This is a genomic window from Tardiphaga sp. OK245 (assembly GCF_900108575.1).
Classification (GTDB): Bacteria; Pseudomonadota; Alphaproteobacteria; order Rhizobiales; family Xanthobacteraceae; genus Tardiphaga; species Tardiphaga robiniae.
Map to the genome: position 1 here is coordinate 721,360 of NZ_FNWZ01000002.1, position 15,157 is coordinate 736,516.

The following is a 15,157-nucleotide window of genomic DNA, read 5'->3' on the forward strand; positions in this document are numbered from 1 at the left end:
TCCCTGTTAAAAGGGCGCGTTTTCAGCAGGCGGAGAGGCGTTTTCATGCGCACGGCGACGATCAAGCGCAAGACCAAGGAAACCGATATCGAGGTCTCCGTGAACCTCGACGGTACCGGCGTATCCAAATCGACCACCGGAATCGGCTTCTTCGACCATATGCTCGATCTGCTCGCCCGCCATTCCCGCATCGACGTCACTGTGAAGGCGGTCGGCGACCTCCATGTCGATTTCCATCATACGGTGGAGGATGTCGGCATCGCGCTTGGCCAGGCGGTCAAGCAGGCACTTGGCGACATGGCCGGGATCACCCGCTATGCCTCGGTCTATATGCCGATGGACGAGACCCTGACCCGGGTGGCGCTGGATATTTCCGGCCGGCCGGTGCTGGTGTTCAAGTCCACCTTCCCGACCCACAAGATCGGCGAATTCGACACCGAGCTGGTGCGCGAGTGGTTCAACGCCTTTGCCGGCAATGCGGGCGTGACTTTGCACGTCGAAACCCTATATGGCGAGAACAGCCATCACATTGCCGAATCCTGCTTCAAGGGTCTGGCGCGGGCGCTGCGGGCGGGTGTTGCGATCGATCCGCGCAATGCCGGCGAAGTGCCATCCACCAAGGGTCAGCTCGGCGGCTGATCGGCCTCTACGGTTTCGGGCGGAGTTTGCCATGCCGGTCTACACAGTTCACGCACCTCGCGGTGCCGGCCCTGAGCCGTTTGCGGCAACGGACAAGTTCGAGTTCGTGCGCGATGGATTCCATTTCTGGGCGTTCGTCGCCGGCCTGATCTGGCTGATCTATCATCGGCTGTGGTGGGCACTGCTCGGCTATGTCGTGCTGTCGATCGCCGGCGAAGTCGCGCTGTCGATGTTGAAGGTCGATCTCGGCGCCCGTTTTGTCGTGATGCTGCTGTTTGCGCTGCTGATGGGCTTCGAGGCCGCCAGCCTGCGCCGCTGGACGCTGTCGCGTGGCAAGTGGCGTCAGCTCGATGTGGTCGTCGCCGATAACAAGGATGCCGCCGAGCGTCGCTTCTTCGATCGCTGGACCGCGCAGCACAACGCAGTCAACGATCAGTGGGCGAGCGATCGCGGCGGTCCGCCGCCGACCCGTCACGTTCCCAGCCAGTCTTTCTCACGTCCGCCGTCTCCGGCGCAAAACGACATCATCGGGTTATTCCCGCAACCGGGAGTGACACGGTGAGCGTTGCCATTATCGATTACGGCTCCGGCAACCTGCACTCCGCAGCGAAAGCGTTCGAGCGCGCCGCGCGCAGCATGGATGTGCCGGAGAAAATCATCGTCACGCGCGATCCCGAAACGGTATTTCGCGCCGATCGCATCGTGCTGCCTGGCGTCGGCGCCTTTGCGGACTGCCGCAAGGGACTGGATTCACTGGACGGCATGGTCGAGGCGATGACCGAAGCGGTACGCGACAAGGCGCGCCCCTTCTTCGGCATCTGCGTCGGCATGCAGCTGATGGCGACCAAGGGCAAGGAACACGTCACGACCGAGGGGCTGGGCTGGATCGCCGGCGATGTCGAGAAGATCCAGCCGCGCGAAGAGAATCTGAAGATCCCCCATATGGGCTGGAACACGCTCGACATGGTGCGTGAGCACGCGGTGTTGGAGCGCCTGCCGCTTGGGCCGAAGGGTCGCCACGCCTATTTCGTGCACTCCTATCACCTGAATGCGGTCAACGAGGCCGATGTACTGGCGCGCGCCGATTACGGCGGTCCTATCACTGCCATCGTCGGCAAGGACACCGCGATCGGTACGCAATTTCATCCCGAAAAGAGCCAGCGTTTCGGGCTGGCTCTGATTTCGAACTTTCTGAAGTGGAAGCCGTGATTCTCTTTCCCGCCATCGATCTGAAAAACGGCCAGTGCGTTCGCCTTGAGCAGGGCGACATGGCGCGCGCCACTGTGTTCAACCTTGATCCCGCCGCACAGGCGCGCGACTTCGAGACTCAAGGCTTCGAATATCTTCATGTCGTCGATCTCGATGGCGCCTTTGCCGGCAAGCCGGTGAATGCGCAGGCCGTAGAATCGATGCTGAAGGTCATCAAGATGCCGGTGCAGCTCGGCGGCGGCATTCGCGATCTCAAGACGGTGGAAGCCTGGCTTTCCAAAGGTATCACCCGCGTCATCATCGGCACGGCTGCGGTGCGCGATCCAGCTCTGGTGAAGGAAGCCGCGAAGAAATTTCCGGGCCAGGTTGCCGTCGGTCTGGATGCCCGCGACGGCAAGGTTGCCGTCGAAGGCTGGGCTGAGACCTCGACCGTCACTGCGCTAGAAATCGCGCAGCGTTTTGAAGATGCTGGCGTCGCCGCCATCATCTTCACCGATATCGCGCGCGACGGTTTGCTCAAGGGTATCAATTGGGATGCGACGATTGCGCTGGCCGATTCGATTTCAATTCCGGTGATCGCCTCGGGCGGCCTCGCCTCCATCGATGATATCAAGGCCATGCTTGAGCCACGCGCTGCGAAGCTCGAAGGCGCGATCTCCGGCCGTGCGCTGTATGACGGGCGGATTGATCCGGCCGAGGCGCTGAAGCTCATCAAGCAGGCGGCATAAGGACCGAGCCATGTTCAAAGTCCGCGTCATCCCCTGCCTCGACGTCAAGGATGGACGCGTGGTGAAGGGCGTCAATTTCGTCGACCTGCGCGATGCCGGCGATCCCGTAGAGGCTGCGATCGCCTATGACGCCGCTGGCGCCGACGAGCTCACTTTCCTCGATATCAACGCCACCCACGAAAACCGCGGCACCATGCTGGACGTGGTCCGTCGCACGGCTGAAGCCTGTTTCATGCCGCTGACGGTCGGCGGCGGCGTGCGTACGGTGGACGACATCAAGACGCTGCTGCGCGCCGGTGCCGACAAGGTCTCGATCAATTCGGCCGCGGTGGCCAATCGCCAGTTCGTCAAGGAAGCCGCCGAGAAGTTCGGCGACCAGTGCATCGTGGTGGCGATCGACGCCAAACGGTCCGGCTCGCGCTGGGAGATCTTTACCCATGGCGGCCGCAAGTCGACCGGCATCGATGCCATCGAATTCGCCCAGGAAGTCGTGTCATTGGGCGCGGGTGAAATCCTGCTCACCTCGATGGATCGCGACGGCACCCGCTCCGGCTTCGATATCGAACTGACTCGGGCCATCGCCGACAGTGTCGGCGTACCGGTCATTGCCTCGGGCGGCGTCGGTAATCTCGATCATCTGGTCGAAGGTATCAGGAACGGCCACGCCACCGCGGTGCTGGCGGCCTCGATTTTTCACTTCGGGGAATTTACCATTCGCGAGGCCAAGGAGCATATGGTCCGGGCCGGACTGCCGATGCGGCTCGACCCCTAGGTCAATCTCTGGCAGGAGTCTGCGCTGCCCAGCCAACAAGGCGCCGAAATGGCTTTTACGCTTCACGATCTCGCCGACACCATCGACGCCCGCGCGGCGGCGGGTGGCGACGCGTCCTATACCCGTAAGCTGCTCGACAAGGGCGCGGAGCATTGCGCCAAGAAATTCGGCGAGGAAGCGGTCGAGACCGTGATCGCGGCGGTTGAGAACGATCGCACCAATCTGATCAATGAAAGTGCCGACCTGCTGTTTCATCTGCTGGTGCTGCTGAAAGCGCGCGGCGTAACGATTCAGGAGGTCGAGGCGGCGCTCGGTCAGCGCACGTCGCAATCCGGACTGCAAGAGAAAGCGTCGCGCAAGAGCGAGTAACAGCGTCGATCACAACGGGGACCGCTTCATGGATATGCGGGCAGACCAACAATACAATCCCTATCGGAATTTCTCGCGCGAGCAGTGGGCCAAGCTGCGCGACGATACGCCGATGACGCTGGAGGCCGGCGAGATCGCCGCCCTGCGTTCGATGTATGATCGCCTCGATCTGCGCGAGGTCGAAGAGATTTACCTGCCGCTGTCCCGCCTGCTTTCGATCTATGTCACGGCGACACAACGTCTGTATTACGCGCAGCGCAAGTTCCTCGGCATCGAGGATCGCAAGATGCCCTATATCATCGGCGTCGCCGGGTCGGTGGCCGTCGGCAAGTCGACCACCGCCCGCGTGCTGCAGGCACTGCTCGCAAGATGGTCGCCGCGGCCCAAGGTCGATCTCGTCACCACCGACGGCTTTCTCTATCCGAATGCGGTGCTTGAGCGCGAAGGCATCATGCAGAAGAAGGGCTTTCCCGAAAGCTACGATCTGCCAACGCTGCTACAGTTTCTCAGTGACATCAAAGCCGGCCGCAATGCCGTCCGCGCGCCTGTGTATTCGCATCTCACTTACGACGTGGTCCCAAACAAGTGGGTCGAGGTCGATCAGCCCGACATCCTGATCGTCGAAGGCGTCAATGTGCTACAGACCGGCCGCCTGCCGCGCGACGGCAAGGCGGTGCCTGTGGTCTCCGACTTCTTTGACTTCTCCGTCTATATCGACGCCGATGAGCCGGTACTGCGCGACTGGTATGTGAGACGGTTTCTGGCGCTGCGCGACACCGCATTCCACGATCCGCGATCCTACTTCAATCGCTACGCATTGCTGTCGGATGAAGAAGCGACGGCGACGGCGCTGGCGATCTGGGAGCGTACCAACCTCGCCAATCTCGAAGACAACATCCTGCCGACGCGGCCGCGTGCGACGCTGATCCTCAAAAAGGGCGCGGATCACGTGGTGGAAAACGTCGCGCTGCGTCGCCTCTAAGCGATTACGCCGCGTGGCGTGAGGTGTCCGTGCTGAAATGCTCGATATAGCGTGCGCCGATCGACGTCACCGGCATCACGATCAGAACGTCGGTGGTGCCGAACTGATGATCGATCACGGCGCCGTCGCCGATCATGGCGCCGATCCGTAGATAGCCTTTGATCAGCGGCGGTAGCGCACGAAGCGCCGCCTTGGTGTCGATGGCATCCGCGACCATCCGGTTCATCTCGACATAGCGCGACGGATGCGCGCGGGCGCGCCAGGCCTCGGGGGCACGCGCATTGTGGTGCAGGAACGACAGCGGCAGCGCGAGGCGATCCGGATCGGTGCCTTCAAAGCTGGCGCAGCCGATCATGACGTCGAACTTGTTCTGTCGCACGTAGCTCCAGATGCCCTGCCACAGCAATTCGACGGTACGCTTGTTGCGGTAGCGCGGCAGCACGCAGGAGCGACCGAGTTCGAGAAACCGCAGACCCTCATGGCGCTCGATCATCCCCGACAGATCGAATTCGCTGTCGGTATAGAATCCGCCATTCTGCATGGCCGCCTCATGGCGTAGCAGGCGATAGGTGCCGACCACCGGCTGTTTCCCGGACAACGTAGGCTTGGCATCGTGATCGACGACGAGAAGGTGATCGCAGATCTTGTCGAATGCATCCTTGTCGCGGCGTGCCAGCATGGTGGCGGCGTCGGCGATCGCGGTGCCGTTCTTGTAGAATACCTTGTAGCGCAGACGCTGCGCGCGCTTCACGTCGCGCTTGTCCTGCGCGAGGCGAACTTCGAGCGGACCCATCCGGCCCAGCGAACTCGTGGCGACGGGAATACCGTTGGCCGGATCGAGATGCAGCGGCGGCTTGAACCAGGTGATCGCCGTCTGCGCGGCGGCGCTCATGTTCTGGGGCCGCAACATCTGCATGAAACCCTGCTTCGGTCGCACCAGTTCGTTGCCGTGCATGGCCATCCCCAACTCAATCGCCTTGTGCCGCAGGCATCACGCGAATCATCGATGCGGCTTATCCGCACCAGACATCACGGGCGCTCAACAGCCGTGTGACGGGCGTGTTGCGGGGGTGTGACAGCGAAGGTGGAGCTGCTAGGCGGCGACGTGCCGAGTCTTGGCGAGTCCCTTGAGGGCTTCGGCGAGCTTGTCGCGGTCCAGCGGCTTCATCAGGAAGCCGTCCATGCCGGCCTCGAAACAGGCATAGCGATCTTCGACCAGTGCGTTCGCTGTGAGGGCCAGGATCGGCGTCCGCCTGACGCGTTGACCGGCCTCGCGCGCGCGAATGCGTTTGGTGGTCTCGATTCCGTCGAGCTTCGGCATCTGGATATCCATCAGGACGAGATCATAGGGCGTGCCTGCGGAGTCGGAGGCGAGCCAGGATTCCAGTGCCTCTTCGCCATTGGTGGTCACGACCGGCTTGTGGCCAAGCCGCGTCAGCAACGATCGCATCAGTAGCGCGTTGATCTCGTTGTCTTCGGCGACCAGGATCGAGAGGCTGGGTGCCATCGCCGCCGTTAGTTCCGGTGTGGCCGGATCGCGATCCAACAGATCATCGGCGGCGATCGTCGGTGAGTCCGTCTGTAATGTCAGGCGCGCGGCAAGCGAGGCCGCACGCAGTGGCTTCACCAGATAGCCGGTAAACGCACTCGGCGTCGCGGGCTGCAGCTCATGACGCATCGCCGGCGTGAACAGTACGATCCGTCGCAGCGCGTGCGGAATTGCAGCGTTCGCAAGCTGCTCGGCAGCGTCAGCACCAAGAGCGCGATCGATCATGACGGCATGCCACGACCGTTCGGGTAGCAGGGCTTGCGCGACGGCAATATCGGACACGGTGCAAGTCTGTGCCCCCCAGCGCCCGAGCCGCAGGGCCGTCAGTGAGGCTTCGATGGTCTGCGGCGCCACCAGCATCACCGAAAGGCCGGTAAGATCGGGTGCCATGAAAGTCGCGGTGCCGCTGTCAGATACGGCGAGCGGGATCGATACTTCGAATGTCGAGCCGGCACCGAGCGTGCTCTGTAGCGTGATGCGGCCGTTCATGCGCTTGACGATACGCTCGCTGATGCTGAGGCCAAGACCCGTTCCGCCATAGTGGCGCGCGGTACCCTCGTCTGCCTGTTCGAATTCGCGGAAGATGCGCTGCTGCGCATCCGGCGCGATGCCGATGCCGGTGTCGCGCACCAGGAAAGAGACTTCGTTCGGCCAGATGCCGGGCTCCACGATCAGCGCCACGCCACCGGTCGCCGTGAATTTGATGGCATTGCCCGCGAGATTGAGCAGCACCTGGCGCAGGCGCGCCGCATCGCCCATCACTGTCAGCGGCAGTCGCTCGTCGACATAGGCCGCGATTTCGAGATTGCGGGCCTGCGCACGCGGCGCCAGCAATTCGGTGATGTCCTCGATCAATCCGGCTAGTGCAAAGGGTCGATGTTCCAGATCGATCTTGCCGGCCTCGATCTTGGAGTAATCCAGCAGCTCCTCGATCAGCGACAGCAGCGCATCGCCGGAGGTCTTCATGGCCTTGGCGTAAGTGGTCTGTTCGGGTGTCAGCGGCGTATCGAGCAGCAAGCCGCTCATGCCGAGAATGCCGTTCAGTGGCGTGCGGATTTCATGGGACGCCATCGCGAGGAACCGCGACTTGGCTCGGTTGGCGGCATTGGCATGGTCGCGTGCCTCACCGAGGGCGCGTTCGGTCTGGGTACGGTCAGTGACATCGCGGCCGACGCATTGCAATTCGGCGGGCTGGCCCGCATCGATCCGCACCAGACCTTCGCGCCAGGCGATCCAGAGCGGACCGGTCGCCGTGGCGATCTTCTGATCGTGCATGCTGGTGCCGTTGGGCTCGTTGGCGATATCGCCCTGCTCCAGCAGCGTGAGTTCGAAGTGGCTGCCGATCAATGCTTCGCGCGATTGTTCCGCCAGCGCACAATAAGCATCGTTGACGAAGGTGATGCAGCCTTCGTTGTTGCGGATCACGATCAGGTCGCCTTGTGCCTCGAACAGGCTGCGCGCGCGCTCTTCGGCTTCTTTCAATTCCCAGTTCCGGTCGACCAGGGCTTCGTTATGCGCAGTCAGCTTGCGCATCCGTTTGCCCATGAAGCGCATGCGGATGCTCATGGTGGCCAGGGCGACGCAGGCCAGCGCGAACAGGAAGCTGGCGCCGATTGCAAAAGCGTGCGGGTCGTAACCGGAGTCTTTCGAGGTCGAACCTGAGATGAAACCATAGGCGCCACCGAAGGCAGCCGAGAACATCACGAAAGAGCGGATGACGAAAGCAAGCCACGGAAAACGGCGCGCGAAGCGGCGGAAGTAGACCTTGATCCGGAAGACACCTTTCGCCACAGATCAGCACTCCGGCTTGGTCACATCATGGCTCGCGATTGCACGCGAATACAGGCCGCGATCAGGCGATCGCAGATGTCGGAGACAATGCGGGGATGTTGTTGCCAAGTGCTTGCGTGACGGCAGTTTTGAATTTGCCGGCACAGATATGGTTGATGAAGCGTTAATCCTCTTCTTAGAGGTTGGCCGCTGCCATCCGCGCCGGGCTGCGGCTGTGGGCACCGACGATCAGCGCAGCGGCATCACGCGCCGTGAAGCTGCGTGACTTCACAAAGATGCGGTAGTCGGCGTCACCCTGCTCCGACAGGTAGATGATGGGCTCTGACGTTGCCGATGTCTCGGCAATACCGATGAAACGCGTCGCAGCGGTGACGGGACAGGCATCGGGTTCCGCTGCATCGGCATCATCGAGCACGACAAAGTCGGCGGTTTCGGCGCTATCGACGATCTGCACACGGACGGTCGCCTGCAGGGGATCGTTGGTGAAGCTGACATGCGATCGCGCCTGCCAGGGCATGACGGCGATCTGGACGGTGGTCTCACCGGTGGAGATGCAGGGATGCGTTCCGCTCACGAGATCGCCGCGGGCGAGAAAGGCTGCCAGCGCCAGGGGAATCGTCGAGGCTAAAATCTTGAAACGCAGCATGACACGGTACTCGCCCTGGCCCCGCAATGCGGGGTTATGGTGAGCAGAGCGTAAACAAAACTCGTTACTATCGCGTTGACGTCCACATCAGGGGCGTTGCCGGAAATTCACGCCGCGCGGCGAACGTCCTCCGCCAGCGCGCGATAAGACAACGCCTCGGCCAGATGCAGCCGCCCGATTTTCTCGGCGCCGTCGAGATCCGCCAGCGTCCGCGCCACGCGCAGTACGCGGTGATAACCGCGCGCGGTCAGTCGCATCGTTTCGGCGGCATCGCGCAACAATATCAGCCCCTGCGCATCCGGCTGCGCTACCGTTTCCAGCACAGAGGCGGGCGCGGAGGCATTGGTATGTGTGCCCGGCAATCCCGCCGCCGCATAGCGCATGGTCTGCAGATCGCGCGCGGCGGCGACACGCGCCGCGACTTCGGCGGAACCTTCCGACGGTGGCGGCAGAATGAGATCCGCCGCGGTCACCGCCGGGACTTCGATGCGCAGATCGATGCGATCCATCAAGGGGCCCGAGATGCGCGCCTGATAATCCGAGGTGCAGCGATCGATGCGGCCACGTTTGCAGGAGAAGCCCGGCTCGAAAGCGTGACCGCAGCGGCATGGATTCATCGCAGCAACAAGCATGAATCGCGCGGGATAGGTGACGCGGTGATTGGCGCGCGAGACCGCCACCTCGCCATTCTCGAGCGGTGCGCGCAGCGAATCCAGCACGCGCGGATCGAACTCCGGCAGTTCATCGAGAAACAGCACCCCCTGATGCGCCAGCGAAATCTCGCCCGGCCGCGCGCGCAGGCCGCCCCCTGTGAGTGCGGCCATGCTCGCGGAATGATGCGGCGCGCGGAACGGCCGGCGTGAGGTGAGCGCACCGTCCTTGATCTCGCCGGCCACCGACGCAATCATCGAGACTTCGAGCAGCTCCGCCGGCGACAGGGGCGGCAGGATCGACGGCAGCCGCGCCGCCAGCATGGATTTGCCGGAACCTGGCGATCCCGCCATCAATAGATGGTGGCCGCCGGCGGCAGCGATCTCCAGCGCGCGTTTGGCGCTTTCCTGTCCCTTGATGTCGCGCAGATCCAGCAGCGTTTCCTCACGCGCATGTATCTTCGGCTGCGGCCGCGACAGAACCTGCGTGCCCTTAAAGTGATTGGCGATCTGGATCAGCGACGTCGCGGCGATGATCTGGATATCGGGACTGGCCCAGGCGGCTTCTGCCCCGCAGTCCGCCGGACAGATCAATCCTTCGTCGCGCGCATTGGCGCCGATCGCGGCCGGCAGTACGCCGGCCACGGGAGCGAGCGAACCATCGAGACCGAGTTCGCCGAGTACGGTAAAACCCGCCAATGCATCCGGCGGAATCGCGCCGATCGCAGCCATCAATCCGAGTGCGATCGGCAGATCGTAATGACTGCCTTCTTTCGGCAGATCGGCGGGCGCGAGATTGACGATGATCCGCCGCGCCGGCAGCGCCAGACCCGAGGCAACCAGCGCGGCACGCACCCGTTCGCGTGCTTCGGACACCGCCTTGTCAGGCAGGCCGACGATCAAAAAATTTGGCAGACCGGGCACGACCTGAACCTGCACGTCGACCGCGCGGGCCTCGATCCCCTCAAAGGCTACAGTGGAAACTCGTTGAACCATGCCGCCCTCATTCGAGATGAGAGCGTAACCTAAGGTTGCTTCTACTTCAAGAACAATCAGTGAACGAAATGTAGCGGTAAAGTATGCTGGTTTTGGCTGAAGTCGGCCATTGGCGTAGAAAATCTTAAACACGTCATGCAAAGCATCCTATGAGCTTCGAGACGAAGACCGGGTGCCCGCAGATGTCAGATCGCTTGTCGATGCCGCCAGACGCTCCGGATGACGCCGACCTGATCGCTGCGCTGAAGGCGCAGATCGAAGCTCAGCAGGCCATCATCGATCAACAGGCTGCTTCGCTGGCGCATAGCCGGAAGATATTCGATCGCTCCTCGGCGGCAGCGCGAATCGGCGTCTGGGAATGCGACCTCTCCGATGAATCGCTGGTCTGGACCGATGTTGTCTATGACATCTTCGATCTACCGCGTGGCTCGACGCCGATTCGCGAGGAGGCGCTCGCCTGTTATCCCGAAGAATCCGTCAGGGAACTGACGAAGCGGCGCAGCAAGGCCATCGAGGATCGCACGGGCTTCAGTCTCGATGCGGAGATCATCACCTTCAAGGGCAACCGGCGCTGGATCAGGATCACGGCCACTGTCGAGTCGGTCGATGGCGTTGCCGTCCGCATCTTCGGCATGAAGCAAGACATCACCGAAGAGAAAATTCTGGCGGATCGCAATCGCTATCTCGCCGAATTCGATACGCTGACCGGCCTTGCCAATCGCAGCCAGTTTCAAACCAAGCTGTCGCTGTTCGATGCGGCGTCGGCCATCAAGGTGAAGCCGTTCGGCGCGCTGCTGTTGATCGATCTCGATGAATTCAAGCCGGTCAATGACTGTTTCGGCCACGCAGCGGGCGATGCCTGCCTGACCGTCGTTGCAAATCGAATTCGCAACATCTGTGCCGGTGCGGAACTGGTCGCACGACTCGGCGGTGACGAATTCGCGGTTCTGCTGGGGCCTCACGCGGAATTCGAGGAAGCCTCGGAGACGGCGCGTGCGATTGTCACGCAGTTGGGACTGCCGATTGATCATCGCGGACAACAGTTGCGGGTTGGCGCATCGGTCGGCATCGCGCTGGCCGATAACTGCACGTCATCGCAATTGGCAGCCATGGCCGATTCGGCGCTTTATGCGGCGAAGGATGCCGGACGTGGCACGTTCCGGATCTACAAACGCGGAGCGGAGAGACGTCCGAGGGACGCCTCATCCGCGGCGTAAGGATAAATTGCTGCGGAATTCCTGCGGCGGTCACTGTCTCAAGATCGCCGCAGGAAAGTCGCAGGATTTCCGCTAGAGATTCATCACCATCGGCTCGGCGATATAGCGGAAGCCGTCGCCTGATTTCACCACATGACCATAGCCCGGCCACGCGAAGTGATAGGACATCACGGCGGTCTTGTTGGCTGCGAGCATGTCGAGCATCTTCACCCGCGTCGCCGCCGCCATCTTCGGATCGGAGTCATAGGCGAACTCCATCCGCGGCTTCTCCAGCAGCAGCACCTGATGATGGGTGAGGTCGCCGAGGAAGGCGAAAGATTTCCCGTCCGACTGGATCATGAACATGTGGTGGCCGAACGTATGGCCAGGTGCATGCATGGCGGTGACGCCCGGCAGGAACTCCTGGCCGTCCTTGAAGAACACCAGGCGATCCTTCACCGGCAGCAGGTTCTTGCGCGCATGGACGATGAAGTCCTTGAGCGGCGAACCGAGCTTGCCTTCGTCGGTCCAGAACTTGAAGTCTTCCTCGCTGAGATAGACCTGCGCATTGGGAAATAGTGGCTTGTCATTGGCATCGACGATGCCGCCGATATGATCGATATGGGCGTGCGAGCACACCACGGCATCGATATCGCCGGGCTTGATACCGGCTTCGGCCATACTTTTCTGCAGGCGACCCGTGGTGTTGCCGAACAGTCGCGACGTGCCCATGCCGGTGTCGAACAGGATCAGTCTGTCGCCCATGTTGACGATCGGCGCGTTCTGTTCGAGCACGACATTGCTGCTGCTGAGGAAATTATCCGTCAGCATCTTCTGCACGTCTTCCTTGGGTACGCCGACGAATGTGCCGGAGGGATCGCCGAGCGGCAAAGGTCCGTCGGAGACAACGGTGACTTCCGCGCTGCCTAACATGAAACGGTGGAAGTAGGGCGCCTGTGTGCCGAGCTTTGGTGCCTTGGCCGATGCGCTGCCGATGAGGCCGGGAGCGAGAAGATTTGCGCCCAAACCAGCGCCGAGCGAGAGCAGGGACCTTCGCGAAACTTCTGAAGTCATGCGTTTCTCCACTGATATGCTTTTGCTTGCCGCCACATGTAGCGGGCCGCCCGATTGGTCAAGCGTGCATCAACATGCTGCGCTTGCCGTCCATGACTGGCAAGCAAAAGCAGTGGGTGAAGAATTGTGACGAATGGAATTCAATTGCTGCGTCAAGCATTGACGCAACACAGCGAATGACGTGGACGGAGTTTACTTCCGCTTCGCTTCGATCACGTCCCAGACCCGCGCCGCGACATCCGGTCCGCCAAGCTTGGCGATGGCGCGAATGCCCGTGGGCGACGTCACGTTGATCTCGGTGAGATTGCCATCGATCACGTCGATGCCGACGAACAGCAGACCGAGATCACGCAGTGCCGGTCCGACACGTTCGCAGATTTCGCGCTCACGCGGCGAGAGTTCGGTGGCCTTGGCGGCGCCGCCACGCACCATGTTGGAGCGCAAATCGTCTTCAGCCGGCACGCGGTTCACGGCACCCGCGAATTCGCCGTCGATCAGGATGATGCGCTTGTCACCATGCTTCACTTCGGGGAGGAAGCGCTGGATGACCCACTGCTCCTTGAAGGTCACGGAGAACAGATCGTAGAGCGAACCGAAATTCATGTCCTGCGGCAGCACGCGAAACACCGCTGCGCCGCCATGGCCATGCAGCGGCTTCATCACCACAGCGCCATGCTCGGCGCGGAATGCATTGATCTCGTCCTTGTCGCGCGAGATTAGCGTCGGCGGCATCAGGTCCGAGAAGCCCATCACGAAAATCTTCTCCGGCGCGTTGCGCACCGAGGCCGGATCATTGATCACCAGCGTCTTCGGATGAATGCGCTCGAGCAGATGCGTCGAGGTGATGTAAGCGAGATCGAATGGCGGGTCCTGGCGCAGCAGCACCACGTCGAAGGATTCCATGCTGGTGCGGGCGGGTTCACCGAGCGTGAAATAATCGCCTTCGACGTCACGCACCGACAGCGATTGCACCGGCGCCACCACATCATTGCCGCGCAGCGAGAGCTTGTCTGGCGTGTAATAGGACAGTTTGTGGCCACGCTTCTGGGCTTCCAGCAGCATTGCGAAGGTCGAATCGCCCTTGTGATTGATGCGCGCGATGGGGTCCATCTGGACGGCGACGTTCAAGGTCATGCTGCAAGGTCCGGAATTGTGGTCGGGGAGGCGAAAGCTCAGGTTGAGGCGTCGAATGCCGCTAACAGATGGCGTGGCAAATGTCTCGGCGCAATCAGCACGACGTCAAAACGCAGGTCGAATTCCGCATGTTCGGGATGCGCAATCAGCCAGCCCTGGGCGGCATCCATGATCCGGGCCTGCTGACGTGGCGTCACCGCATAGGCGGCCTCGTCCAGGCTGGCGCGGGCCTTTACCTCGACAAAGGCAATCAGGCTGCGCTTTCTGGCGACGATGTCGATCTCGCCATGGGGGGTACGAAAGCGGCGGGCCAGGATGCGGTAGCCCTTGGCCAGCAGCAAAGCAGCGGCACGGCTTTCGGCGGAGAGGCCGGTATTGAACGCGGCGACGCGCTCCGGCGCAGCCGGCTTGGCCGCGGGCTTCGGCGCGGAGACTTTGTCAGTCTTCGCCATCGCCTGAGTCCCTGTGAATCTCCTTGGCGAGCTCCAGCGCGCGGGCATAGACGGCGCGGCGCGGCCGGCCGGACAGTTCGACCGCATGCGCCACGGCATCCTTGACGCTGTCACGCTGCAACGAGCTGCGCAGCAGGGCATCGAGATCGTCCTCGGTCATGGCCTGCGCATCCGCAGCCGGTGGCCCGATGACGAGCACGAATTCACCGCGGGTCTCCAGCCCATCGGCCCCCTTGGCCAGATCGGCAATCGGCCCGCGATTGATCTCTTCATGCATCTTCGTGAGTTCGCGGCAGATCGCCGCATCGCGGTTGCCCATGATGTCCGCGAGATCGGCCAGCGTGTCCTGCACGCGGTTGCCGGAGTCGAACATCACCAGCGTGGCGTCGATGGCAGCGAGCTCGGTCAGCCGTGAGCGGCGTGCCATCTGCCGCGATGGCAGAAAGCCCTCGAAGAAGAAGCGATCCGTCGGCAGGGCAGAGACGGCCAGCGCGGCCAGCACCGAGGATGGCCCCGGCAGCGAAATCACATTGAAGCCTGCTGCGGTCACTTCCCGCACCAGCTTGAAGCCGGGGTCGGAAATCAGTGGCGTGCCGGCATCGGACACAAGCGCGATCGATGCGCCCTGCGCCAGCTTTTCGAGGATCTTCGGCCGCGCCTGTTCGGCATTGTGCTCGTGATACTGCTTGAGCGTACCGGAGATCCCGTAGCGCTCGGTGAGCCGGCGGGTGATGCGGGTGTCTTCGCAGGCGATAATATCGACCCCCGCCAAGGTCTCCAGCGCGCGCAGGGTGATGTCGCCAAGATTGCCGATCGGCGTGGCTACGAGATGCAGCCCCGGAACAGCTTTCGGTGCCATGAGCAGATGGCCGGAGACCGTGAAGGTCCGGGCCGATGGTGCCGCGGCGTCCGCAGGCGATGAGGAAAGGGGTGTTGCGCGCATGGCGACAATGTAGAGCGAATTGCGCCA

The 15,157-nt window shown here is 62.2% G+C and carries 16 protein-coding genes; 8 read left to right on the forward strand and 8 right to left on the reverse strand.

The annotated features are described in order from the left end of the window. Positions 1-45: 45 nt before the first annotated feature. The 7 genes from hisB to coaA are packed head-to-tail and all read left to right on the forward strand — an operon-like array spanning position 46 to position 4,699. Positions 46-639, forward strand: coding sequence for an imidazoleglycerol-phosphate dehydratase HisB (hisB, locus tag BLW80_RS10085; protein ID WP_089263102.1), 594 nt, complete (start codon positions 46-48; stop codon positions 637-639). 31 nt (positions 640-670) lie between these two features. After that, positions 671-1,201: a DUF2628 domain-containing protein gene (locus tag BLW80_RS10090; RefSeq protein ID WP_089263100.1), complete on the forward strand. Its 531-nt coding sequence runs from the start codon at positions 671-673 to the stop codon at positions 1,199-1,201. After that, the gene (gene hisH / locus BLW80_RS10095) at positions 1,198-1,848 is read left to right on the forward strand and encodes an imidazole glycerol phosphate synthase subunit HisH (protein ID WP_093757812.1); all 651 of its coding nucleotides are present in this window, start codon (positions 1,198-1,200) and stop codon (positions 1,846-1,848) included. The genes BLW80_RS10090 and hisH overlap by 4 nt, the downstream gene beginning before the upstream one ends. Continuing rightward, positions 1,845-2,576 (forward strand): 1-(5-phosphoribosyl)-5-[(5-phosphoribosylamino)methylideneamino]imidazole-4-carboxamide isomerase, encoded by a 732-nt coding sequence (gene hisA, locus BLW80_RS10100; protein ID WP_093758206.1) that lies wholly within the window; start codon positions 1,845-1,847, stop codon positions 2,574-2,576. The genes hisH and hisA overlap by 4 nt, the downstream gene beginning before the upstream one ends. Positions 2,577-2,586: 10 nt before the next feature. Then, positions 2,587-3,348 carry an imidazole glycerol phosphate synthase subunit HisF gene (gene hisF / locus BLW80_RS10105; protein WP_093757813.1) on the forward strand — a complete coding sequence of 254 codons (762 nt, stop codon included), beginning with the start codon at positions 2,587-2,589 and terminating at the stop codon, positions 3,346-3,348. A 48-nt stretch (positions 3,349-3,396) separates the two neighbouring features. Then, complete coding sequence (locus BLW80_RS10110; RefSeq protein ID WP_089263096.1) at positions 3,397-3,717, forward strand: phosphoribosyl-ATP diphosphatase; 321 nt, start codon at positions 3,397-3,399, stop codon at positions 3,715-3,717. A gap of 28 nt (positions 3,718-3,745) precedes the next feature. Then, complete coding sequence (gene coaA / locus BLW80_RS10115; protein ID WP_089263094.1) at positions 3,746-4,699, forward strand: type I pantothenate kinase; 954 nt, start codon at positions 3,746-3,748, stop codon at positions 4,697-4,699. A 4-nt stretch (positions 4,700-4,703) separates the two neighbouring features. On the opposite strand, the gene olsB is transcribed toward coaA, so the two are convergent. The 4 genes from olsB to BLW80_RS10135 form a co-directional block, all read right to left on the reverse strand. Further along, positions 4,704-5,654 carry a l-ornithine N(alpha)-acyltransferase gene (gene olsB / locus BLW80_RS10120; protein ID WP_093758207.1) on the reverse strand — a complete coding sequence of 317 codons (951 nt, stop codon included), beginning with the start codon at positions 5,652-5,654 and terminating at the stop codon, positions 4,704-4,706. Positions 5,655-5,792: 138 nt separating this feature from the next. Then, the gene (locus BLW80_RS10125) at positions 5,793-8,039 is read right to left on the reverse strand and encodes an ATP-binding protein (protein ID WP_244528087.1); all 2,247 of its coding nucleotides are present in this window, start codon (positions 8,037-8,039) and stop codon (positions 5,793-5,795) included. A gap of 175 nt (positions 8,040-8,214) precedes the next feature. Further along, on the reverse strand, positions 8,215-8,685 hold the full coding sequence (locus BLW80_RS10130) for a hypothetical protein (protein WP_093757814.1): 471 nt from the start codon (positions 8,683-8,685) through the stop codon (positions 8,215-8,217). A gap of 107 nt (positions 8,686-8,792) precedes the next feature. Then, on the reverse strand, positions 8,793-10,331 hold the full coding sequence (locus BLW80_RS10135; RefSeq protein ID WP_093757815.1) for a YifB family Mg chelatase-like AAA ATPase: 1,539 nt from the start codon (positions 10,329-10,331) through the stop codon (positions 8,793-8,795). Positions 10,332-10,513: 182 nt separating this feature from the next. Here BLW80_RS10135 and BLW80_RS10140 point away from each other — a divergent pair, with 182 nt between their 5' ends. Then, positions 10,514-11,548 (forward strand): diguanylate cyclase domain-containing protein, encoded by a 1,035-nt coding sequence (locus BLW80_RS10140; protein WP_244528088.1) that lies wholly within the window; start codon positions 10,514-10,516, stop codon positions 11,546-11,548. Positions 11,549-11,620: 72 nt separating this feature from the next. Here BLW80_RS10140 and BLW80_RS10145 read toward each other — a convergent pair whose 3' ends face one another. From BLW80_RS10145 to rsmI, 4 genes are all read right to left on the reverse strand, one after another. After that, positions 11,621-12,601, reverse strand: a complete 981-nt coding sequence (locus tag BLW80_RS10145) for an MBL fold metallo-hydrolase (protein ID WP_093757817.1) — start codon at positions 12,599-12,601, stop codon at positions 11,621-11,623. Positions 12,602-12,793: 192 nt separating this feature from the next. Then, positions 12,794-13,735, reverse strand: coding sequence for a glutathione synthase (gene gshB / locus BLW80_RS10150; protein WP_093757818.1), 942 nt, complete (start codon positions 13,733-13,735; stop codon positions 12,794-12,796). A 38-nt stretch (positions 13,736-13,773) separates the two neighbouring features. Beyond that, on the reverse strand, positions 13,774-14,187 hold the full coding sequence (locus tag BLW80_RS10155) for a YraN family protein (RefSeq protein WP_093757819.1): 414 nt from the start codon (positions 14,185-14,187) through the stop codon (positions 13,774-13,776). Next, positions 14,174-15,130 (reverse strand): 16S rRNA (cytidine(1402)-2'-O)-methyltransferase, encoded by a 957-nt coding sequence (rsmI, locus tag BLW80_RS10160; RefSeq protein ID WP_093757820.1) that lies wholly within the window; start codon positions 15,128-15,130, stop codon positions 14,174-14,176. The genes BLW80_RS10155 and rsmI overlap by 14 nt, the downstream gene beginning before the upstream one ends. Positions 15,131-15,157 lie beyond the last annotated feature (27 nt).